The sequence below is a fragment of the Leucobacter sp. MMO-125 genome (assembly GCF_037148395.1).
In the GTDB taxonomy this organism is placed as follows: Bacteria; Actinomycetota; Actinomycetes; order Actinomycetales; family Microbacteriaceae; genus Leucobacter.
Genome location: NZ_JBBCTL010000003.1, coordinates 434,085 through 455,831, shown reverse-complemented (window position 1 = coordinate 455,831; position 21,747 = coordinate 434,085). Strand labels below are relative to the sequence as shown.

The following is a 21,747-nucleotide window of genomic DNA, read 5'->3' as shown; positions in this document are numbered from 1 at the left end:
GTGCCCACCGATCCCTCGACCACCGGTTCCTCGGTCCGCCTGGAGCGGGTCGCCAAGTCCTACGGTTCCACCACGGTGCTGCACGGCGTCGACCTCGAGCTCGCCCCGGGCGAGTTAATCTGCCTGCTCGGCCCCTCGGGCTGCGGAAAGACGACCGCGCTTCGTTGCATCGCCGGGCTCGAGCCGGTCTCGGGCGGCCGTGTGCTCATCGGCGACGAAGACGTCACGGGAGTGCCCGTGAACCGCCGCGACATCGGCATGGTCTTTCAGCAGTACTCGCTCTTCCCTCACCTCACGGTGGCGCGCAACGTCGAGTTCGGCCTTGAGATGCGGCGCGTACCGAGGACCGAGCGGTCGGCGCGCAGCGCCGACATGCTCGACATCGTGGGCCTCTCGCACCTCGCTGAGCGCTTTCCGCACGAGCTGTCGGGCGGCCAGCAGCAGCGCGTGGCGCTCGCCCGCGCACTCGTCACCCGGCCGCGGGCCCTGCTGCTCGATGAGCCGCTCTCGGCGCTCGACGCCAAGGTGCGCGTGCGGCTGCGCGAGCAGATCCGGCTCATCCAGACCGAGCTCGGCATCACGACCGTGTTCGTCACCCACGATCAGGAGGAGGCGCTGGCGGTCTCGGACCGGGTCGCCGTGATGGAGGGCGGTCGGATCGCGCAGCTCGGCACGCCAGAAGAGCTCTACCGCCGCCCCGCGTCGCCCTTCGTGGCCGACTTCGTGGGGCTCTCGAACCAGGTCAATGGCCGGCTCGAGGGCGACCGGGTGATCGTGCGCGGCGCCGAACTCCCCGTCATGGGGACGCCCGCGACCGGCGGCGCCGAGGTGCGGGTCTACGTGCGCCCGGAGCATGTGCGGCTCGGGGCCGGCTCCCAGCGGGGCGTGGGGCAGCTCGACGCAGTGGTGGTGTCGAGCGGATTCCTCGGGCCGATACGCCGCACCATCGTGCAGTTCGCAGACGGTGACACGCTCGCAGTGCAGCACGGCGCCGAGGCGGCCTACGGGGCGGGCGACCGGGTGCGGGTGTCGTTTGCCGCGGAGCCCGTGACGGTGGCGCCGCGGAGCTGATCGACGCGCCGCACACCTGCGGGGCGGGTGCGGCTCCGGTGCGACCTCTGAACTCTGCGGTCGCGCCGGAGCCGGATCCCTCACCGGCGCTGCTCGAAGAAGTCGCGCAGCAGCGCGATGCTCTGCTCGGCGCGCACCCCCGCCACAACCTCCGGCACGGGATGCGGCAGGCGGCCGTCGCGCAGCAGATCGTAGACGCTGCCCGCCGCGCCAGCCTTCTCGTCCCATGCACCGAACACCACGCGCGGCACGCGCGCGGCAAGTATGACCCCGGCGCACATCGCACAGGGTTCGAGGGTGACCACCAGGGTGCAGCCGTCGAGCATTCTGTCGCCCCGCAGGCGGGCAGCCTCACGAATGGCGATGATCTCAGCGTGCCCCGTCGGGTCCGGGTCGCTCTCACGGACGTTGCTGCCCGTGGTGAGCACCGTGCCGTCAGCATCGAGCAGCACCGCACCCACGGGAATCTCGCCGGCCTCGGCAGCGCGCCGCGCCGCGGCGAGCGCAAGATCCATCGCATCGATGTCGCGCTGTGATGGAGGGATGGTGGGCACGGCAATAGGATAGGCGCATGCGAGTCTTCGTTGCGGATCACCCCCTCATCACCCACAAGCTGACGGTACTGCGCGACAAGAACACTCCGCAGCCCACATTTCGTCTCCTCATCGAGGAGCTCATGACGCTGCTCGCCTACGAGGCGACCCGCGAGGTGCGCGTCGAGCCGCACGCGATCGAAACTCCTGTCTCCCCCACCACGGGTGTGCGCCTCAGCGAGCCGCTGCCGCTCATCGTGCCGATCCTGCGCGCCGGCCTGGGCATGCTCGAGGGAATGGTGAAGCTCGTTCCCACGGCTGAGGTGGGCTTCCTCGGCATGGTGCGCGATGAGCAGACGCTCGAGCCCACCACCTACGCCGAGCGCCTGCCCGAGTCCCTTGCTGGCCGCCAGTGCTTCGTGCTCGATCCCATGCTGGCAACGGGCGGATCGCTCGCTGCCGCGATCGAGTTCTTGTTCGAGCGCGGCGCCGACGATGTGACGGCGATCTGCGTGCTCGGCACCCCGGAGGGTGTTGAGGTGATCCGCAAGGCTGCGGGCGACCGTCAGGTAGCGCTCGTGCTGGGCGCCCTCGACGACGGCCTCGACGAGCACGCCTACATCGTGCCCGGTCTCGGCGACGCAGGCGACCGCCTCTACGGCACCGTCGACCACTAGACACCGCTCGGGCAAGATCCCGGGTTCTGACTGCTGTCGCCTGCGCCAGTGTCTGGCCCGCGGGCCAGGCTCTGGCGCGTCAGTCGGTGACCGCGTCGGGTCGTCGCACCAGTTCGATCACCAGCAGCGCGACGAGCGCGCACACCACGGTTCCCACCACAACCCCTGTGGTGAGCGGACGCGCCAGGCACACCACCAGCCCCGCCACCAGGCCCACGCCCCAGCGCAAAGCCTGCTGCCAGCGTTCGACCCATACCCCCACACGCCCGGTGCTGAACGAGTGGCGGGCCGCGAATCCCCGCGCTTCAGCTGCGCCCGCGACCACGAGCCCGCGCAGCTTCGTCGGCAGACTCCCCGGGCCGGCGAACCAGCTCACCACGGTCAACGCAACCGCGATCAACAGCACCGCGACAGCGAGCTGCGCGATCGGGTCGACAATGGCCGCCATTACGGCACTGACCGCGCCAGAAGGCAACTCGATCGCCGCTGGCAGGAGCACGCCCGTCACGCCGAAGCCCACGAGCAGAATCCCCATAGCGATCATGAGCCCGAGCGCCGCACCAAACAGCGCACGGCGGCGGTTGCGGGCCACGAGCACCCCTGTCACGAGCAGCACGAGTGCCGCCCACGGCAGCCAAGCGGTGCCGGTCACCGCGGCGCGATAGCCGAGCTGGGCGTTGCCCAGATTGACATCGGCGGCGACCGGCACCACGATGTTCATCTCCGGGATCTGCGCAGCGAGCGGGAACCCCTGACTGAGCAGCGCGCGCTTCACCTCGGCGAGCACCGGCGAGAGCTGCACGCCGAGCGACCCGTTGCGATCGATGGCGAGCGCAGCGGCTTCATCACCCGTGAGGGTTTTCAGCAGTTGGGTGTGGGTGAGGCGCAGCGCCGAACGCCAGAGCTCGACGAACGCCTGAGACTCGACAAGATTCGTCACCGTGCTGCGCACCAGGTTCGAGAGCCCGGCGTTGATCGGCGCCTCGAAGAGCCGCAACGCCTCGACGGCCCGATCGTTGACGTTGAGCGACGCGATCCCGTCGACGAGCGAGGCGGTAACCGCAGGGATATCGACCTCGCGCTCGATCGCCGCCACCAGCTGATCAGTGACGAGCGCCTGCACCTCGGGATCTTCGGCGAGCGGCGCGTACCTGGCAACGAAGATCTCGGTGTCGGTCAGCTGCGCGTGCGCGGAGGCGCCGACAACCGCGATCGGCGCGAGGATCGCGGCAATCACGATGAGGAGGCCCGAGAGGAAAGCCCGCCAGCGGCGAGCGGTGCGCGGATCTCCCGGAGCCGTCGCAGCACCGGTACCGCCGTCGTGCTCCGTCGCGTCGAGTCGCGCGCGCAGCGACCGATTCTCGGCCTCTGCCGCTGCAAGTCGCTGCTGCAGATCGACATTCGTCGGCTCAGTTTTTTCGGCCATGGATCTGCTCCCTGCGCTGCGGTCACATCGTCGTGCCGTGCGACGTTGCGAACCCTGTCGTCTCGCAATCGCGCTGGCACGATGCATCTACGATATCGCTATGCACCACGCGGGGGTCTCGGATGCCGGGCTCTGCCTCGATCAGGACGCTGCCGCCTCTGTATATTGAGGGGGATCCTCGCGCGGCTGCACCCAGGCACTGCGGCGAGAACGAAGGGATAGAGCATTGCGACCCACCTCTCTTGGAGCCCTGCTGGTATGAGCGTGCTCGCAATCGCCACCACAGCGTTCGTCATCATCGAATACATCGTCAAGATCGTCGCCATCGGCGTCGTGCCGACGAACCGGAAACCGTCTTCATCGACCGCGTGGTTGCTGCTCATTCTCTTCGTGCCGATTCTCGGCGTGCCCCTCTTCCTCATCATCGGCAGCCCCTACGTGGGCGGCCGCCGAGCCCGCATCCAAGCCCAGGCGAATCTGCTGCTCGCCGAGGGCACCGAGCGCGTGCCGCGGGTGCCCGAATCGGCGACGGTCTCGGAACCGCTCGCCGCCGTCGTCGAACTCTCCCGCGTGCTCACCGCACTGCCTATGGTCACCGGCGTGAACCACGGCGTGCTCAGCGGCTACCAGGAGAGCATCGATCGCATGACCGACCTCGTGGAGTCGGCCACCGAGTCAGTGCACGTCGAGATCTACATCATGGCCCGCGACAACTCCACCGAGGGCTTCTTCCAGGCGCTCGAGGCTGCAGCGGCGCGGGGCGTGCAAGTGCGGGTGCTGCTCGACCACATCGGTTCACGAAAGTACCCGGGCTTCCGGCGCATGCTCTCCCGCATGACCGCGGCGGGCATCGAATGGCATCTCATGCTGCCCTTCCTCCCGCTCGAACGGCGTATGCGTCGCATCGACCTCCGCAACCATCGCAAGCTGCTCGTCGTCGACGGCGTCAGGGCAGTGATGGGCTCGCAGAACATGATCGAGGCCCACTACGGTTCACCGAAGAATCTCGCCGCCGGGCGCCTCTGGCACGACATCACCGTCGAGCTGAGCGGCGAGATCGTGTCGTCGCTCGAAGCGGTGTTCGCGGTGGACTGGTACACCGAAAGCGGCGAGTACATCGAGGTGCACGCCTACCGCGGCACCCACGATGCGAGCCACCCGCGTCTCCTTCCCGCGGTGCACGAGAGCGCCGGCGAGATCGGTGGTCCGGTGAACGCCGTGCAGCTTATACCCTCCGGGCCCGGCTTCCGCACCGAGCCGAATCTTCGCGTCTTCACCTCGCTCATGTACCTCGCGAAGCGCAGGCTCGCCATCGTGAGCCCGTACTTCGTGCCAGACGAATCCCTGCTCGCCGCGATCACCACCGCGGCGCAGCGCGGCGTCGCCGTCGAGCTCTACGTGAGCGAGGCTGCTGACCAGTTCATGGTGGATCGCGCGCAGTCGTCGTACTACAGCACACTCCTCGAAGCCGGTGTGCGCATCCTGCGCTATCCCGCCCCCGCCGTGCTCCACACGAAGTGCTTCCTCGTCGACGACGAGTGTGCGGTGCTCGGCTCGTCGAACATGGACATGCGCTCCTTCGGGCTGAACTACGAGATCAGCCTGCTCGCCACAGGAGGCGATCTCGTCACCGAGGTGCGTGACCTCATCGACGAATACGCGGCGCTGAGCACCGAACTCGACCTCGAGAGCTGGGGAACACGCTCGCTTACAAGGCGCTATACCGAGTCCGCGATGCGACTCACCTCTGCCCTGCAATAGGGCGAGAGCATGGGCGCGGCCTTGCCTGCGGTGCCGCGTCACGAGCTGTGCATCGCCGAATGTCTCCCGTAACCTGACGTCATATCTTGACACGCAGGGTCGCACTTTGCTTAACTGAGCCTCATGCATGAGACCATTCGCACCCAGTCCGCCCTCGAGGTGAACTTTGGGATGACCGGCATGATGATGTCCGGTCGCGGTGTCATGCGCTGTCGAATGTGCATGTGAGCGACTTCTGAATCTCGTTCGCCCCGCCGGGTACGCACACCCGGCACCCGCCTGAATCCATAAGCCCGGCGTCGATCCCCGGATCCGCCGCTCGATTCATACCCAGCGAGCACCGCGTCCCAGGCCGGCTCGCAGCACCGCACCCCGCGGCCCACGGGCCGCACCGCCGCGCTCCTCTCCCGAGCATCGCTCACCAGCGCGGCACGACAGCTTCGAAGGACATCATCATGAACGCCACCCCCCAGACCCTCCGCTCGGCCCGCCCCGACCTCACCGCCTCGCTCCCCACGCAGACCGCACCCGAGCGCAACGTGCCCGAGGGCACCGAGGTGCGCGGATTCGCGCTCTATGTCGGCCTCGCCGACGACAAGATCGCCGACGGCGACCCCCGACTCGGCACCATCGTCACTCGCATTAAGCAGCTCGTCGCCGAGCTCGCCCCCGCAGCCGACACCTACGCCGCAGTGGCGCTGGCACCCGAAGGCACCGGCGGTCGCGACGTCGACGTGGTGCGGCTCGCCCTCGGCGACCCCGCCGCTCACGCCCGCCAGAAGCAGCACGAGGCCGACACCGAAGACCGGGTCGCGGCGGGTGTCGTGCTCGACCTTTCCCGCAAGCGGGTGCTGCTCGACAACGTGCCAGCAGCACTCACCTTCCGTGAGTTTGAGCTGCTGCAGTACCTGGTGCTGCGCGAGGGACGCACCATCAGCCGCGAAGAGCTCATCACCGGGCTGTGGAGCGACGCCCCCGCGGCTGAGGTGCCGAGCGAGCGCACCATCGATGTGCACGTGCGACGCCTGCGCGTGAAGCTCGCCCAGTACCAGGACATCGTGCGCACCGTGCGCGGCACCGGCTACCGATTCGACCGCCACGCTGACGTCTCGATCCTGCACACCGCAGCCCCCAGCCCCGACGCATTTTAGAGCTGTGCGAGCCGCGGCAGCGCCTGAAAGCCTGCTGCTGATCACCGGGCTCAGGCAGATCGGCGCGCCGCAACACTTCCCGCCGCAGGGCGGCCTGCGGTAACGTCAATACACACCCGCAGTTCGAAGGAGACCGACGATGTCAACGCTTCCTCCCGAAGGCCAGGGCGAGCAGCCCACCGGCGGCGAGCCCACCAGCATCCCGCCGACAGGCACCCCTGGTGAGCCTCCGACCGCGCCACCGGCACCGCCTGCACCGCCAGCCGCGCCTGCCGAATCGGCACCGCAGCAGCACGAGGCACCGCAGCCGCCCCCGGCGCCGCAGTACGCCCCGCCGCAGCCGCAGTACCAGGCACCGCCCGCCGCCGGGCAGGCACCGCCGCCCGGCGGCTACCAGCAGCCGGGTGTCGGGTACCAGCAGCCGGTATCCAACCCGCTCGACAACATCACGCTGAACTACTGGCTGTCGGTTTTCTTCAGCTGGATTCCGGCGCTCATCTTCTTCCTCATCGAGAAGGACAAAGGCGATGCCAAGGCGTACGCCTTCCACCGCGACAACCTGAACTTCTCGCTGCTGCGCGTCATCGTTGGACTCGTCGCCGTCATCCCATACATCGGCTGGATCATCGGCGGCATCGCAGCACTGGTGCTGTTCATCTTCCACATCATCGCCGCGGTGAAGGCTCCCGAAGCCTACCGCCGCAACGAACAGCCGCCGTTCATCTTCAACATTCCGTTGATCAAGTAGACGGCGTCGCCTCCGAGGGCGGCTCACCGGCTCCGCGGGCTTCGGCCTTGCGGGCCCGGCGGGCCGCCCTCCATGCGTTCCAGCGCTCCCAAAAACGCGCGAGCACCCGCCGCAACCACCCCAGCAAGCGGCGCGCCCAGTGATACTCGGTGCCGAGAATGGTGAGCCCGACGAACACGATGAGCCAGCCCGGGCCCGGCAGCGGCACGAGAATCAAGCCGACGATCACGACGAGCACGCCCAGCACCGTGACGATGATCTTGTAGGTGGTGTTCAGCCAGGGGTAACGGCGGATGATCGCGCGCCATCGCTCCATGAAGCGTCCGAAGCGCTTGCTCAGCCGTCTGGCGCGCTCTGCGTCGCCGGCATAGGGGTCGGACATACCGAGAGAATACGGCTTCGGGCTGGCAGGCAGCCGAAGCCCGCCCCGATGCCCCCCAGCACGCGCCCGAAGCTCTGAATCTGCCGCGAGTCGGGCCCGCCACTGCGTGGCGACCCTCGATCACCAATACTGTCGGAGCATGAACTGCCCCAGCGACGGAACCACCCTGCTCATGAGCGAACGACAGGGCGTGGAGATCGACTACTGCCCCCAGTGCCGCGGAGTCTGGCTCGACCGCGGCGAACTCGACAAGATTCTTGAGCGAGCCCAGTCCGAAGCCGAGGCGCTGCTCGCTTCGTCAGCGCCCGCTGCACCGCCCGCTGCACCGCCCGCCGCACCGCCTGCAGCCCCGCAGCAGCAGGGCTATCCGCAGCAGCCCTACGGCGCAGCAGATCCCGGCTACGGCGCGCAGCGCCATGATGCGCCGCGCTACGACGCGCCCCGCTACGACGCCCCACGCTACGACTCCTCCTATGGCGACCGCCGGGTCGACGATCGCCACCGCGATCCGCGTTACAAGAAGAAGAAGCCCTTCGACTTCCTCGGCGACATCTTCGACTAACCCCACCCGCCAGTCCCGAGGCCGGCCTGCCCTACCCCAGACCGCCACTCAGGGCGTGGATCGCAACTCAGGTGGAGGAAATCACGGATTTCCTCCACCTGGCCTGCGACGCACCAGGGCGCGACGCGGTGTGCACTTAGTCGGCGAAGAGTTCGCCGATTTGACCTCCCAGCTCGCGCCACTGCTGGGCCGACGATGATGCGGCTCCCGCGGCGTCGCCCGCGGCGATCAGGTCAAGCAACGCCACATGGTGGTGGACTGTGTTCGGAGCGCCGAGCCGCGAACTGAACTTGCGGAACAGGATGCGCTGCACATGCGGATCGAGCTGCGACATCACACGCATGAGCACAGGATTCTCGGCATACTCGCGCAAAGCCTGATGAAAGGTGACATCGGCGTCGAGCACCGCTACGGGTGACCCCGATCGGATGGCTTCTGCGAAGCGGTCGTTCATCCGCTGCAGTTCAGCGAGCTCACCCGGCCCAATGTTTGCCACAGCCTGCTCGACGGCGAGCCGATCGAGCGACTGCAATATCTCGAGCGTGCGCTCCACCGAACGTGTGGTGAGCGTGGTGACGCGCGTGTGCGCGCTCGGCTTCGATTCGGCGAGCCCGAGGTCGACGAGGCGATTCACCGCTTCGCGCACGGGGGTACGCGAGAGACCCAACTGTGAGGCAAGTTCGGCGTCTCGAATGCGCGCGCCCGGGGGCAGGTCTTCGCGGATGATCGCGTCGAGCAGACGCTCGAAGGCCACGTCGCTCAGACGGCGGCGCTCGACGGTTCGCAACTGCTCCATGGTGCCTTAATGTAACGCAGTTCACCGGCCCTCTTGCCACGACGCTCTGAGTCTGCCAAGATTCAATACATTGAATCCGATATATTGGTTTCTGCGATCGCAAGGAGGCGAGCATGACCAGTGGCATCTCCCCCGGTACACCGGCGTCGTCCGGTGCCGGGCTTGTGGGCGTCATCGGCGGCATGGGTCCGCTCGCAACCGCCGACTTCTACCGTGACATCATCACCGCGACCGCGGCGTCACGTGACCAGGATCACCTCCCCCTCATCATCTGGGGCGACCCCCGCATCCCCGACCGCAGTGACGCCCTCACCGCCGGCGGCGCCGACCCGACCGACGCGATCCGCTCCGCAGCGCTCACCCTCGTCGCAGCCGGTGCCGAACAACTCGTCGTCGCTTGTAACACCGCGCACGTATTCCTCGACCGGGCACTGGAGGGCATCGACGTGCCGCTCCTTAGTCTCGTAGACGAAACCGTGCGCGTTGCCGCCGAGCGCGGTGTCGACGGCGAGGGCGTCGCGATCCTCGCCACCGACGGCACCATCGCCTCCGGCGTCTATCAGGAGGCCTTCGCAGCCGCGGGAGTGCCTGCGTTCCTGCCACCCGAAGCGGCGCAGCCACGCGTCATGCAGGCGATCCGCGCAGTGAAGGCCGGCGACCTCAACACTGCGACCGCGTTGCTCCTCGGCGTCGCGGCAGAGCTGCAAGAGACGGGCGCAGGCGCACTGCTCGCAGGCTGCACCGAGCTGCCCTCAGTGCTCGGCGCCGAGTTCGCAGGTATGCCAGTGCTCGACCCGCTGACGCTCGCCGCCGAAGCCCTCGTCCGCAGCCATCAGGGGAGCCCGATCCATGCGTGACCTCACCATTGCCCTGCCCGGCCAGCGCCGGGCACCCGGCAACATGACCATCAGCGAACCGCCACTCGCGAGCGGCGGGCCCGACCCGGCCGCAGACACCGAGCCGGGCGGCGCCCTCGTGGGCGCGCGCCTCGCCGTGAAGGACAACATCGACGTCGCCGGCTACATCACCACCTGCGGCTCCCGCGCCTACGACCCCGCACCCGCCCCGACCAGCGCCTCCGTCGTCACGGCGCTCGTTGCCGCCGGAGCCCGCGTGGTGGGCAAAGCGAACCTCGACGAGTTCGCGTGGGGAGTCACCGGCGAGAACACGCACTGGGGGCGCATCACCAACCCTGCGCACCCCGAACTCACGACCGGTGGCTCGAGCGGCGGCACAGCCGCAATGATCGCCGCCGGCCTCGCAGACATCGGCCTCGGCACCGACACCGCCGGATCGATCCGCATCCCAGCGGCCTGCTGCGACGTGGTCGGGCTGCGCCCGCGCACGGGAACAGTGGCGCGCGACGGCGTGCACCCGCTCGCGCCCTCATTCGACGTGGTGGGACCGCTCGCCCGCAACACCCGCCTGCTGCGGCTGGCCTGGGCGGCGATGAGCGGCACAAGCGGTGCCCCTCCGATCGATGAGCCGCGCATCGCGGCGATGCGCCTGCCCCACTGGAACCCGCCCGCAACCCCCGCGCACTGGGGCGCCGTCGCAGAGATCGACATCGACCGCGTGGTGCTCGACGCATTCTGGACCGTGATGCACGCCGAGTCCTACCGCACCCACCGGATGCGCTACGAGGCGGGCGCCAAGGGCTACGGGCCGGCGATTCGCGCGAAACTCGCGACCGCTGCCGCCTCCGCAGGCGACACCTCAGGCGCACGGGCCCAGCTGGCCGAACACCGCGATGCCTTCGCGCGCGCGCTCGACACCTACGACGCCGTGCTCGCCCCGGCACTCGGTCGGAGCATTCCCGCCGCAGGAGTCGACGAAGCCTCGATCCGCGCCGAGCTCGGATGGCCCTCGGCCCTGTTCTCGGCGCTCGACGCCGCCGTCGCCTGCGTCGGCGGCCTGCAAATCGTGGCGCGCGACGAGGCGACCGCGCTGGAATGCGCCTCACAGTTCGAAGCCGCGCTCACGCGCGGGGCACACTCGCATGCGGCGTCGCCGCATGCAGATCGGAGCGGATCATGACCGACGAAGCACCCGAGACGACGGCGCTCATCAGCCTGCACGGCGTCGACACCTACTACGGCGATCACCACGTGCTCAAGCAGGTCGAGCTGCAGCTCGCACCCGGCGAGGTGGTGGTGGTCGTGGGGCCCTCCGGCTCAGGCAAGTCGACGCTCTGCCGGTCGATCAACAGGCTTGAACCGATCCGGGCCGGTGAGATCAGAATCGGCGGCGAACTACTGCCCGAGGAGGGGCGAGCCCTCACCCGGTTGCGGGCCAGGGTCGGCATGGTGTTCCAGCAGTTCAACCTCTTCGCGCACCAGACCGTCGAGGAGAACATCATGTTCGCCCCCACCCGCGTGCGGCGCGTGCCACGAGCCGAAGCCCGCGCCACCGCCGAGCGGCTGCTCGAGCGCGTCGGCCTCACCGCGCACGCCAAGAAGTACCCCCATCAACTCTCGGGCGGGCAGCAGCAACGCGTCGCGATCGCGCGTGCACTTGCCATGCAGCCCGAGGCGCTGCTCTTCGACGAGCCCACGAGCGCCCTCGACCCCGAGATGGTGCAGGAGGTGCTCGACGTGATGACCGAGCTGGCCCGCGAAGGGATGACCATGCTCGTGGTGACCCACGAGATGGGCTTCGCCCGCAAGGTAGCCGACCGCCTGCTGTTCATGGACGACGGGCGCATCGTCGAGGACACCACCCCTGAGTCGTTCTTCACCCGACCCGCGTCCGCGCGCGGCAGGGAGTTCCTGTCGCGCGTACTGCAGCACTGAACCACACCCCGTCAACAACCACACAGCATCAAAGGAGAACTGTCATGTTGCACCGTACCCGTACCGCCGCGGCGCTCGCCGCTCTCGCAGCCGGCGCGCTGCTGCTTACCGCCTGCTCGGGCGGCGACTCTGGATCCGCCGCCGCAGAGGCGCCCGCCGTAGCGAGCTCCACCGACTTCCCCGAGGGCTCCACCATGGCGCGCCTCGCCGAGGCCGGCACCGTCACCATCGGCACCAAGTTCGATCAGCCCCTCTTCGGGCTGAAGGGACTCGACAACCAGCCCACCGGATTCGACGTTGAGATCGGCAAGATCATCGCCGGCGAGCTCGGCATCCCCGCCGACAAGATCAACTTCATCGAGACGAACACGAAGGTGCGCGACGAGGCCGTGATGTCGGGCAAGGCCGACATGGTCATCGCCACCTACATGATCACCGAGGAGCGCCAGGAGCGCGTCACCTTCGCAGGCCCCTATTACAACGCGGGTACGCTCACCATGGCTCTTGCCGACAACGATGCCATCACCGGTATCGAGTCGGTGGGCGACGCTTCGGTGAAGGTGTGCGGCGCCACCGGATCCGCCGACCTCGATGCGATCTCCGAGCATCTTGCAGACCCCTCGGCACAGCTCGTACTCTTCGACGTCTACTCGAAGTGCGCCGACGCGCTGCGCACCGGTCAGGTCGACGCAATCGCTGCCGACAGCACCATCCTGCTCGGCCTCGCCGACGAGGCCGACGGCGAGTTCAAGATCGTAGGCGAGTCGTACCTCGACCAGCTCTTCGGCATTGGCATCACCAAGGGCGACATCGAGTTCTGCGAGTTCATCGACGACACCCTCAACGCCGCGGTCGAGGACGGCCGCTTCGCCGAAGCCTGGAAGCGCACCGCCGGCAAGGTGGTGCCGGAGGTGCCCTCGCTGCCCGAGTTCATCGCCTGCGCGTAGCTCACCGCCGACGCGCGGACGACGCGCACTGATCTGAAGGGACCTCGACGTGTCCGTCATCTTCGACAACCTGCCGCTCTTCGGCGAGGGGATGCTGCGTACGCTGAGCATCTGCCTATGGGGCGGCCTCGGGGCACTCGTGCTCGGATCGCTGCTCGCCGTCTGCTCGGTGACCCCGGTTCCGATCCTCAACAGGATCGGAACCGGGTGGGTCGCCACCATGCGCAACGTGCCCCTCGCGGTCGTGCTGTTCTTCTTCGCCTTCGGCCTGCCCGAGATCGGCGTACGCGGCTCATACTTCTGGTTCGGCACGAGCGCGCTCGCGGTCTACACGGCCGCGTTCGTCTGTGAAGCGCTGCGCAGCGGCATCAATGCGGTACCGATCGGGCAGGCCGAGGCCGCCCGCGCGCTGGGGGTCGGCTTCGGCACGACGCTCACGCAGATCCTGCTGCCGCAGGCGTTCCGCGCGGCCGTGCCGCCGCTCGCGAACACCACCATCGCCATGATCAAGGACTCGGCCCTCGTCGGCGCGATCGGCGTGGGCGGCGACCTATTCAGCGTGGCCGACACTCTTGCAGCCACCCGCGGTCTCGACGTCATCCCGGTGCTCGGCGGCGTCGTGGTCGGCTACCTGCTCATCATCGCACCCACCAGTGCGCTGTTCTCGCTCGCAGAACGAAAGGCGGTCCTCCGATGACCGGTTCGCCCTCCGTGCTCTTCGACAGGCTCGGCCCGCGAGGCCGCCGCCGCACGCACATCATCACCGCGGTCGTGGGGGCCGCGCTGCTTGCCGTCGCCGCCTACGTGGGCGTGCGCCTGCAGCAATCGGGACAGCTCGAAGCCCGGCACTGGTCGCCGCTCTTCAACCCCTTCGACCCGCAGTTCACGACCGTCTGGAAGTTCCTGCTCGGCGGGCTCGGCAATACGGCCTCGGCCGGCGCGATCTCGATCGTGCTGGGCCTCGCCATCGGCACTGCGCTGGCGCTGCTGCGGGTGACCGCCCTGCCCTGGTACCGCTGGTGCATCGTGGGCGTCACCGAGTTCTTCCGCACCGTGCCCGTGGTGATCTCGATCTTCTTTGCCTCGCGGGCACTGCCGGTGATCGGCATCGACCTGCCGCTGCTGTGGTACCTCGTGATCGGGCTCACCATCTACAACTCGGTGGCGATCTCCGAGATCGTGCGCGCCGGCATTCAGGCAGTGCCGCGCGGCCAGACCGAAGCGGCGCTCGCCCTTGGTCTGAGCCGCGGTCGCGCGCTGCGCAGCATCGTGCTGCCGCAGGCGTTCCGCATCATGCTGCCCTCGCTCATCGCGCAGCTCGTGATCGTCGTGAAAGACACCGCGCTCGGCTTCATCATCGGCTTCGAGGAGCTGCTGCGCCGCGGCGAGATCGCAGTTCAGACCCTGGGCAACCCGCTGCAGATGTACCTGCTCATCGGCGCGATCTTCTTCGTCGTGAACGGACTGCTGTCGTGGCTCGCCCGGGCCACGGAGGCCCGCCTGCGTGGCGCAGCGCCTACTCGGCGACGAGCGCTCCGCCGGCGAGCCGCCGCACCACGCCCGTGAGGTGATCGACGCCCGCGAGCAGATCCTCGTCGCGGGTGAACTCGTTGAGGTTGTGCGAGACGCCGTCGACGCTCGGCACGAAGAGCATGACCGTGGGCGCCTGATCCTTCATGTTGGTCGAGTCGTGCCCCGCCACGGTCATCACCCGGTCATGGGTGAGCCCTAGCTCCTGCGCCACCTCACGGGCGAGTTCAAGCCCCGCCTCGGGATACGGGTTCTGATCCCAGCTGTGCTCGGCAACGATCTCGATCTGCACGCGATCCTCGCGCTGCACCCGCTCGACAGTCTCCATAACCCGGTCGTATGCGGCACTCAGCACCTCGCTGCTCGGCGAACGCAGATCAAACAGCAACTGCACCTCGCTCGCCACCACCACGGGCGAGTTCGGGTAGACGTTGATCTCGCCGCAGGCCGTGTGCAGGATGCCAGGCTCGAACTCGTCGACCAGTTCGCGGGCGGCCACGATGAGGCGTGCCGCGCCGAGTAGCGCATCGCGGCGATCGGCCATGAGCGTCGATCCGCTGTGCGCCTGCTCACCGGTGACCTTGAACTCGAACTTGCGCGCACCCCAGGTAGCGTTCACGAGTCCGATGGTGACGCCATCCTCCTCCATGCTGCGCCCCTGCTGCACGTGGATCTCGGCGTAGGAGGCGACCTGCAACCCGTCATCGCCGAACACCGCGGCGTCACCCCGCTCCCCGATGGCGTCGAGCGCCTCCGCGACGGTCACCCCGTGCGGGTCGGGCGTCGCGAGCGCGTCGGCGAGGGGCAGCTTGCCGGTGAACACCGAACTGCCCATCATCGAGGGTTTGAAGCGCGACCCTTCTTCGTTGAACCAGTTGACGACCGCGAGGTTGCAGCGCGGCACCTCACCCGAGGCCCGCAGCTCGTCGGCCACGCGAAAGCACGCGTGCGCCGACGCCATGACCCCGTAGGCGCCGTCGAAGCGGCCCGCGGTGGGCTGCGAATCCATGTGCGAGCCGGTGAGCACGTAAGGGGCACCGGGCACGAGTTCGAGCAGGCCGAACTGGTTGCCGATCTCGTCGCGACGCACCGTGAAGCCGTGCGATTCGAGCAGCTGCGCGAACCAGGCGCGCTGCTCGCCGTCAGCCGCGCTCGCGGCCTGGCGTTCAACGCCCCCGGTGCCCTCGACGGCACCGAAGCGGGAGTGCACGGCCCAGTCGGCGAGGAATGCGTGGTGCTGCGTGGTGGGGTGCTCCGTCATGACGGTTCCTTTCGAGAGGGCGGATCAGGATCGTGCGTCGAAGGTGAGCTCGCCGCCGACCACGGTGGCCACCACGTCGATCCGCGCGATGCTCGGTGCGGTGAGCGGCGAGTCCGAGAATACGGCGAAGTCGGCGAGCTTACCGCGTTCGAGGGTGCCCTTGTCGGCGATCTGGCCGGTCGCCCGCGCCGCCCACTCGGTGTGGGTGCGCAGCGCCTCCTCGGGCGTGAGCGCTTCGGCGGCACCGAGCGCGGCACCGCTCTCGGTGAGACGGTCGACCGCCGACTGCATGCCGCGGCGCAGGTTGTTGTCGGCGACCGGCAGGTCCGAGGATCCCGCGAGCAGCACGCCTGCGTCGACCACACTGCGACCGCGGTAGAGCCAGTCGGCACGCTCGGGGCCTACGCGATCCGCCATCTGATCTCCGATGGGTCCGATGAAGCCGGCCTGCGGCGTCACCGCGATGGTGAGCCTACCGGCGCGCTCGAGCTGATCGGGGCGGGCGATGCCGAAGTGCTCAATACGGCAGGGCGCGGCGAGGCGGCCATAGCGCTGCTGGGCTTCCTCGATGAGGTCGAGGGCGAGGTCGATGGCGGCGTCGCCGATAGCGTGCAGGGCAAGCGGCCAACCGGCGCGGTAGGCGCCCAAGGCCCGATCGCGGTAGCTCTCGGGCTCGTCGAGCAGGTAGCCGCGGTTGTGATCGTGCCCGCAGAAGTCCTCGGTGACGGCGGCAGTCGCACCGAGCAGCGAGCCGTCGAGGAACACCTTCACGTGCCCGAAGCGCACAGCGTCGTCACCAAAGCCAAAGCGGATGCCGAGGTCGAACCCGCGACCATTGCCCTCCCCGTGGAAGTCGGCGGCGTGACCTGAAATGGGGCGCAGCGCGTCGATCGCGGGCATGAGCTGGGCGCGGGCGTGCAGGCGGCCGCGTTCGGCGGCGGCCTGGTAGGCGGCCACCTCAACGGGGCTGTGGCCGATCCACCCGCCGCCGACCCCAGCCTCTGTGAAGCTCGTGATGCCCTCGGCCGCATAGCGCGAGGTGGCCGCGTCAAGCGCTTCGACGAGCCGCTCGGTGGAGTAGGGCAGCAGCAGCGCCTGCACCAGACCCTGGGCCGCCTCCTCGACGAGCCCCGTTGGCGCGCCCTCGGCGTCGCGCACCACGACGCCGCCCACCGGGTTCTCAAAGCCCGGATCGAGTGCACCGACGAGGCGCAGCGTAGCCGAGTTGGTGATCGACGCGTGACCCGAGGTGTGCCGCAGGTAGAGCGGGCGACCGCCCGTGATCTCGTCGAGACGCGCGATATCAGGGAACGCGCCGCCGTGGTGGGCTTGGTTGAAGCCGGTGCCGTGCACCCACGCGGCAGCATCGCCGAGTTGATCGAGCCGGGCAACCTCGGCCTCGATCAGCGCGTAGAGCTCATCGAGCCCGCGCGCCCTGGCGAGATCGACCGCAGCGAGGCCAAGACCCCACCAGGCGGTGTGGCAGTGGGCATCGATCAGCCCGGGCGTGACGACGGCGTCGCCGAAGTCGAGCCTGCGCTCGGCATCGAGCCCAGCGATCTGCTCGTCGAAGCCGACGATGCGGCCGCCGAGCACACCCACCGCACGGGCGATGGGATGCGCCGGATTCATGGTGAGAATCTCGCGCGCGGTGAGAATCAGGTCGAGCTGCATGATGCGGACTCCTTGGGGCTGTCGAACGGTCGGCGGCGGTGCTGGGGCGCTCAGCCCGTGATCTCATCGGAGGCCGGCGGCATGACCTCGCTGCTGATGAGCACGTGGATCAGTGCCGGGGCGTCTGCCGCGAGGGCACGATCAAGGGCGGGGGCGAACTCCTCAGTGGCCTCGACGCGCTCGCCGTGCCCGCCGAACGACGCCATCCAGGCCGCGAAGTCGGGGTTGGCCATCCGGGTGCCCGAGGGGCGGCCCGGGTAGTGCTTCTCCTGGTGCTGCACGATCGTGCCGTAGATGCCGTTGTCGACCACGATCACGAGCGGCTTGCCGCCGTGCGCGATCGCGGTGGCAATTTCCTGCCCGTTCATGAGGAAGTCGCCGTCGCCGCAGACGGCAACCGCGCGGCGGTCGGGGAAGGCGAGGGAGGCGGCGACCGCGCCAGGCACGGCGAGCCCCATCGCGCCGTTGCGGGCGCCGACGAGGCTGGCGGGCACGAGGTGCCGCACGAAGCGGTGCGCCCAGATCGTCGCATTGCCGGCGCCGAAGGTGAGGATCGCCTCGCCGTTCAAGCGAGCGTCGAGTTCGCCGAAGGCCACGCCGAGGTCGACCCCGGCATCGGCGAGCGCGCCGGGCACAGAGGCGTCGGCGCGGTGCGCAGCGAAGCGGGCCTGCGCGGCGACCCGGCCGGTGAGCCAGGCGTCGTCGCGGGCACCGCGCGCAGCAGCCGGCTCGGTCGCCGTGAGCGCGCTCGTGAACGCGGCGGGAGTGGAGACGATCTGCTGGTCGATGCGGCCGGCGTGGGCTTTGGCCTCGGGGTCGCCCGTGACCAGCACCGTCTGCGCGTCGAAGCCGAGCGTGTAGCCGTCGCTGAGCACGTCGGTGCGGGCGCAACCCACGAAGACGAGCAGGTCGGCCTGCGCGTAGCCCTGCGCGACGGCGTCGGCGCGGCCGTACCCGAGCCAGCCGGCCCACGCCCCGCTGTCGTGCGGCACCGCGTCGTAGGCGCGCCAGTCGGCGAACACCGGCACGCCCGCCGCCTCGGCGTAGGCCGCCAGCTCGGCGCCGCAGCCCGACTGCCAGCCGTCGCCGCCGACCACGAAGGCGGGGCGTTCGGCTCGGGCCAGGCGTTCGGTGAGCACCGCGATCTCCGATGCGGATGGCGTCGGGGCTGGTGCGGCGGTCGGCCCAGCGACCGGGGCCTCGGTGAGCTCGACCAGCAGATCTTCCGGCAGCCCCACTACGACGGGGCCGGGCCGGCCGGCCGCGGCGATCCGCATCGCCTCGTCGACCAGCTCGCCCGCCCGATGCGGTGCGTCGATCGTGATGACGCGCTTCGCGGTCGTGCCGAACCAGCCGGCCAGGCTGAACTCTTGGAACGATTCGCGCTCGCGGTCGGCGACCGGGATGAGCCCGACGAAGAGCACGAGCGGCGTCGCATCCTGCCACGCGGTGTGGATCGCGATCATCGCGTTCGCCGCGCCGGGGCCGCGGGTGACCATCGCAATGCCCGGCCGCCCCGTGAGCCGCCCCTCGGCGAGCGCCATGAAGCCGGCGCCCCCCTCGTGGCGGCACACGACGGTCTCGATCGCCGAGTCGTGCAGCCCGTCGAGCACATCAAGGTAGCTCTCGCCGGGCACGGCGTACACACGCTGCACGCCGTGCGCTTCGAGTGTGCGCACGATCAAGTGTCCGGCTGACTGCGACATGGTGTGATCCTCTCGGGAGACTGCGGGGGATGGGATGATGCGGGGTGCGGATCAGTGCTTGAAGCCGGGCAGCTTCACACTCAGGCTCGGGGCCATGGCGCCCGCGACGGCGGTGAACAACGACAGGAAAGCGAGCATCGCGGCGGCGGGCCACCAGTGATCGCCTGCCGCCGACACGAAACCGGTGGCGAGCAGCGGGATGAAGCCCGAGAGCATGCCTGCCGTGTTCTGCGCGAGGCCGACCCCGGTGTAGCGGGTCTTCGCGGGGAAGAGCCCGGTGAGCACGGTGCCCGATGCGGCGTAGGGCAGCGAGAGCGCAGACACCGCGAGGGTCATCGCGATCACCACGAGCACCGGATTGCCCGAGGAGAGCATCATGAAGGCGGGCACCGCAACCACGGCCGAGAGCACGCCGCCCCACAGAATCACGCGGCTCGCGCCGTACTTGGCGCCGAGGTTGCCACCCCAGATGAGCACGAGAATCTCGACTGCCGCGGCGACCATCGAGCCGAGCAGCATCAGCGATGAGTCGTAGCCGAGCACGTTCACGCCGTACCAGACGCAGAACGCGGTCACGAGGTAGAAACCACCGACGCCGAGCAGGGCCGCGGCCATGCCCACGATGATCTGGCGCCAGCTGTTGCGGAAGGTGGTGAGCACGGGGCTCTTCACGACCTCGCCCGATTCTTCCAGCTGACGGAAGACGGGAGACTCCTCGAGCTTCGAGCGAATGTAGATCGCCACGAGCAGCAGCGGCAGCGCGATGAGGAACGGGATTCGCCAGCCCCAGGCGTCGAAGTTCTGCTGCGAGAAGACCAGCGTCATGATGAAGAAGCCGCCGGAGGAGAGGATCGTGCCGATCGGGGAGCCGATCTGCGGGATCGCCGCGTAGCGGGCGCGCAGGTGCAGCGGCGCGTTCTCGACCACGATGGTCATGGCGCCCGACCATTCGCCGCCGACGAAGAGACCCTGCAGCACGCGCAGCAGCACGAGCAGGATCGGTGCGGCAATGCCGATGGCGGCGTAGGTCGGCAGCATGCCGATGAGACCGGTCACGAGGCCGATGCCCACGATCGTGATCATCAGCACCTTGCGACGGCCGATGCGGTCGCCCATGCGGCCGAAGATGATGCCACCGATGGGGCGAGCCGCGAGGCCGACACCGAAGGTGGCGAAGGAGGCGAGCGCTGCAGCGGTGGCGTTCTCGCTGGTGAAGTACTGGACGTTGAAGACCAGCGCCGCCGCGGCGCTGAACAGGAAGAAGTCGTACCACTCGAGTGCGGTGCCGATCAGAGCGCCGAGGGCGACCTTGTTGGCGTCCTTGATGCTCAGTTCGTGCGTGGCGTCGTACTCGATCGCCGAGGTATTGGTTGTCTCGCTCATGCTCTCTCTCCGTCGAGGATGCGGGATCCGGTGCTGGCGTGCCGTCGCGGTCGCGGCGGCACGCGTTCCAGAATCTCAAGCATTTCGCACTGTTGCAGGCACGAAAAGCCCCTGGTTTCGCCGCCTGCATTGTGCATATGCACATATACTGCGGGCGTGGCCCCGCAATCCAACGACCCCTCGAGCCCAGCCCGCGCATTGAGCGACACCCCTGCCCGAGGGGATCGCGAGCGCTGGCTCCAGCTGCTCGACCGCCTCGACCCCGCCGAGCTCACCGAGACCTTCCTCGCACTCGTGGGCAACGTCGCCGGCTATGACCCCGCGCCGATCCCCCTCTCGGAGCTGCGCCGCACGGGCAGACTCTCCTTCATCACCCTCATCGAGGGTCTCCGCGCCGGCGGGCTCGACGCCCCGATCACGACCGCCGCCGAAGTGGGCGTCTCCCGAGCCCGCGCCGGCATCCCCCTGCCCGCCCTCATGACCGCGATCCGACACGACTTCACAGTGCTCTGGGAAGCGCTTACCAGAGTCGCCGACGCCGACGATGCCGAGCTCATCGTGCGCCACACGGGCATCGTGCTGCGCACGGTCGACGAGTATGTGGGGCAGACCCAGCGCGCCTACGCGGCCGAGCGCGAGCGCATGCGCGAAGAGCGGGCCTCCGTGCGACAGGGCCTCATCGCCTCGCTCTTCCAGGAGCCACTGCCCGGCGGCCCGCAGCTGCAGCGCATCGCCGACGAACTCGACCTGCCCGTCGACGCCCCGCTCGTGGTGCTCGCCGCCGTCGAAGAGGACATCGCCCCGCTGCGCGTGGCGGTGTCGGAGCTGGAGCGTGCGGGCGGCCGCGTCTTCACCCATCACCTCGGCGACGCCCTCGTCGCCTTCGCCCGGCACCTCGAATTGCCGGGCTCGCGACTCGAAGAGCTGGGGCGCCGCCTGCTCGACCTGCGCATCGGCGTGATGACCGCCACCGAGGGCCTCGCCGGTCTGAGCCGCACTGCCGCCACCGTGCGCGAACTGGCGCGCGTATTCGAGCCCGGAGAGGACGGGGCCATGACGTGGAGCCGAGGGTGGGCGAGGGTCGCGGCACGCAGCCTGCTCGCCGCCGGACGACCCCTGCTCTCCGACGTGCACCGCGCGCTCGCGAGCTGCGGGGAGGCGGAGCGGGTGCGTCTGGAGGAGGCGGCGCGCAGCTACCTCCGCACGGGCAGCATCGGAGCCTCGTCTGCCGAACTGTTCTGCCACCGCAACACGCTCGCGAACCGGCTGCGGCGGTTCGCCGAGCTGACGGGGGTCGACCCGACGGTGCCCGAGCAGGCGGCCCGCCTCGTGGTGGGCTGGGCATGA

General features: G+C 69.0%; 21 protein-coding genes. 13 read left to right on the top strand and 8 right to left on the bottom strand.

All coding sequences use genetic code 11. The annotated features are described in order from the left end of the window. Positions 1-1,071 carry an ABC transporter ATP-binding protein gene (locus WFI54_RS09720; RefSeq protein WP_336652590.1) on the top strand — a complete coding sequence of 357 codons (1,071 nt, stop codon included), beginning with the start codon at positions 1-3 and terminating at the stop codon, positions 1,069-1,071. 80 nt (positions 1,072-1,151) lie between these two features. Here WFI54_RS09720 and WFI54_RS09715 read toward each other — a convergent pair whose 3' ends face one another. Then, complete coding sequence (locus WFI54_RS09715) at positions 1,152-1,616, bottom strand: nucleoside deaminase (protein ID WP_442918562.1); 465 nt, start codon at positions 1,614-1,616, stop codon at positions 1,152-1,154. 26 nt (positions 1,617-1,642) lie between these two features. Between WFI54_RS09715 and upp the strand changes: the two genes are divergently transcribed. Beyond that, positions 1,643-2,281: a uracil phosphoribosyltransferase gene (upp, locus tag WFI54_RS09710; protein ID WP_336652588.1), complete on the top strand. Its 639-nt coding sequence runs from the start codon at positions 1,643-1,645 to the stop codon at positions 2,279-2,281. A 79-nt stretch (positions 2,282-2,360) separates the two neighbouring features. Here the strand turns inward: upp and WFI54_RS09705 are convergent, their stop codons facing one another. Beyond that, on the bottom strand, positions 2,361-3,707 hold the full coding sequence (locus WFI54_RS09705; protein WP_336652587.1) for a hypothetical protein: 1,347 nt from the start codon (positions 3,705-3,707) through the stop codon (positions 2,361-2,363). A 258-nt stretch (positions 3,708-3,965) separates the two neighbouring features. On the opposite strand from WFI54_RS09705, the gene cls reads away from it, so the two are divergent. From cls to WFI54_RS09690, 3 genes are all read left to right on the top strand, one after another. After that, complete coding sequence (gene cls / locus WFI54_RS09700) at positions 3,966-5,468, top strand: cardiolipin synthase (protein ID WP_336652586.1); 1,503 nt, start codon at positions 3,966-3,968, stop codon at positions 5,466-5,468. Positions 5,469-5,923: 455 nt separating this feature from the next. Then, a complete protein-coding gene (locus WFI54_RS09695; protein WP_336652585.1) occupies positions 5,924-6,619 on the top strand; it encodes a winged helix-turn-helix domain-containing protein in 696 nt (231 codons plus the stop codon). A gap of 139 nt (positions 6,620-6,758) precedes the next feature. Then, positions 6,759-7,367, top strand: coding sequence for a DUF4870 domain-containing protein (locus tag WFI54_RS09690; protein ID WP_336652584.1), 609 nt, complete (start codon positions 6,759-6,761; stop codon positions 7,365-7,367). Here the strand turns inward: WFI54_RS09690 and WFI54_RS09685 are convergent. Continuing rightward, a complete protein-coding gene (locus tag WFI54_RS09685; RefSeq protein WP_336652583.1) occupies positions 7,360-7,749 on the bottom strand; it encodes a TIGR02611 family protein in 390 nt (129 codons plus the stop codon). The two genes, WFI54_RS09690 and WFI54_RS09685, sit on opposite strands and share 8 nt — an antisense overlap. A 139-nt stretch (positions 7,750-7,888) precedes the next feature. Between WFI54_RS09685 and WFI54_RS09680 the strand changes: the two genes are divergently transcribed. Further along, positions 7,889-8,311 (top strand): TFIIB-type zinc ribbon-containing protein, encoded by a 423-nt coding sequence (locus WFI54_RS09680; RefSeq protein ID WP_336652582.1) that lies wholly within the window; start codon positions 7,889-7,891, stop codon positions 8,309-8,311. Positions 8,312-8,447: 136 nt separating this feature from the next. Here the strand turns inward: WFI54_RS09680 and WFI54_RS09675 are convergent, their stop codons facing one another. Continuing rightward, positions 8,448-9,107: a GntR family transcriptional regulator gene (locus WFI54_RS09675; protein WP_336652581.1), complete on the bottom strand. Its 660-nt coding sequence runs from the start codon at positions 9,105-9,107 to the stop codon at positions 8,448-8,450. 113 nt (positions 9,108-9,220) lie between these two features. On the opposite strand from WFI54_RS09675, the gene WFI54_RS09670 reads away from it, so the two are divergent. From WFI54_RS09670 to WFI54_RS09645, 6 genes are read left to right on the top strand one after another with little or no spacing between them, the layout of a single operon-like run. Then, on the top strand, positions 9,221-9,964 hold the full coding sequence (locus WFI54_RS09670; RefSeq protein ID WP_336652580.1) for an aspartate/glutamate racemase family protein: 744 nt from the start codon (positions 9,221-9,223) through the stop codon (positions 9,962-9,964). Further along, positions 9,957-11,144 (top strand): amidase, encoded by a 1,188-nt coding sequence (locus WFI54_RS09665; protein ID WP_336652579.1) that lies wholly within the window; start codon positions 9,957-9,959, stop codon positions 11,142-11,144. The genes WFI54_RS09670 and WFI54_RS09665 overlap by 8 nt, the downstream gene beginning before the upstream one ends. After that, positions 11,141-11,899, top strand: coding sequence for an amino acid ABC transporter ATP-binding protein (locus tag WFI54_RS09660; protein ID WP_336652578.1), 759 nt, complete (start codon positions 11,141-11,143; stop codon positions 11,897-11,899). The genes WFI54_RS09665 and WFI54_RS09660 overlap by 4 nt, the downstream gene beginning before the upstream one ends. A gap of 44 nt (positions 11,900-11,943) precedes the next feature. Next, positions 11,944-12,846, top strand: a complete 903-nt coding sequence (locus WFI54_RS09655) for a transporter substrate-binding domain-containing protein (protein WP_336652577.1) — start codon at positions 11,944-11,946, stop codon at positions 12,844-12,846. A gap of 49 nt (positions 12,847-12,895) precedes the next feature. After that, the gene (locus tag WFI54_RS09650; protein ID WP_336652576.1) at positions 12,896-13,543 is read left to right on the top strand and encodes an amino acid ABC transporter permease; all 648 of its coding nucleotides are present in this window, start codon (positions 12,896-12,898) and stop codon (positions 13,541-13,543) included. Further along, on the top strand, positions 13,540-14,412 hold the full coding sequence (locus WFI54_RS09645) for an amino acid ABC transporter permease (RefSeq protein ID WP_336652575.1): 873 nt from the start codon (positions 13,540-13,542) through the stop codon (positions 14,410-14,412). Before WFI54_RS09650 ends, WFI54_RS09645 begins: the two co-directional genes overlap by 4 nt. Here the strand turns inward: WFI54_RS09645 and WFI54_RS09640 are convergent. The 4 genes from WFI54_RS09640 to WFI54_RS09625 are packed head-to-tail and all read right to left on the bottom strand — an operon-like array spanning position 14,363 to position 20,400. Further along, on the bottom strand, positions 14,363-15,637 hold the full coding sequence (locus WFI54_RS09640) for a M20 family metallo-hydrolase (RefSeq protein WP_336652574.1): 1,275 nt from the start codon (positions 15,635-15,637) through the stop codon (positions 14,363-14,365). The genes WFI54_RS09645 and WFI54_RS09640 overlap by 50 nt on opposite strands. Positions 15,638-15,661: 24 nt before the next feature. Then, a complete protein-coding gene (locus tag WFI54_RS09635; protein ID WP_336652573.1) occupies positions 15,662-17,311 on the bottom strand; it encodes an amidohydrolase in 1,650 nt (549 codons plus the stop codon). Between the two features lie 50 nt (positions 17,312-17,361). Beyond that, positions 17,362-19,017 (bottom strand): thiamine pyrophosphate-dependent enzyme, encoded by a 1,656-nt coding sequence (locus WFI54_RS09630; RefSeq protein WP_336652572.1) that lies wholly within the window; start codon positions 19,015-19,017, stop codon positions 17,362-17,364. A gap of 51 nt (positions 19,018-19,068) precedes the next feature. Continuing rightward, on the bottom strand, positions 19,069-20,400 hold the full coding sequence (locus WFI54_RS09625) for an MFS transporter (protein WP_336652571.1): 1,332 nt from the start codon (positions 20,398-20,400) through the stop codon (positions 19,069-19,071). Positions 20,401-20,556: 156 nt separating this feature from the next. Between WFI54_RS09625 and WFI54_RS09620 the strand changes: the two genes are divergently transcribed. Further along, positions 20,557-21,747 (top strand): helix-turn-helix domain-containing protein, encoded by a 1,191-nt coding sequence (locus WFI54_RS09620; RefSeq protein ID WP_336652570.1) that lies wholly within the window; start codon positions 20,557-20,559, stop codon positions 21,745-21,747.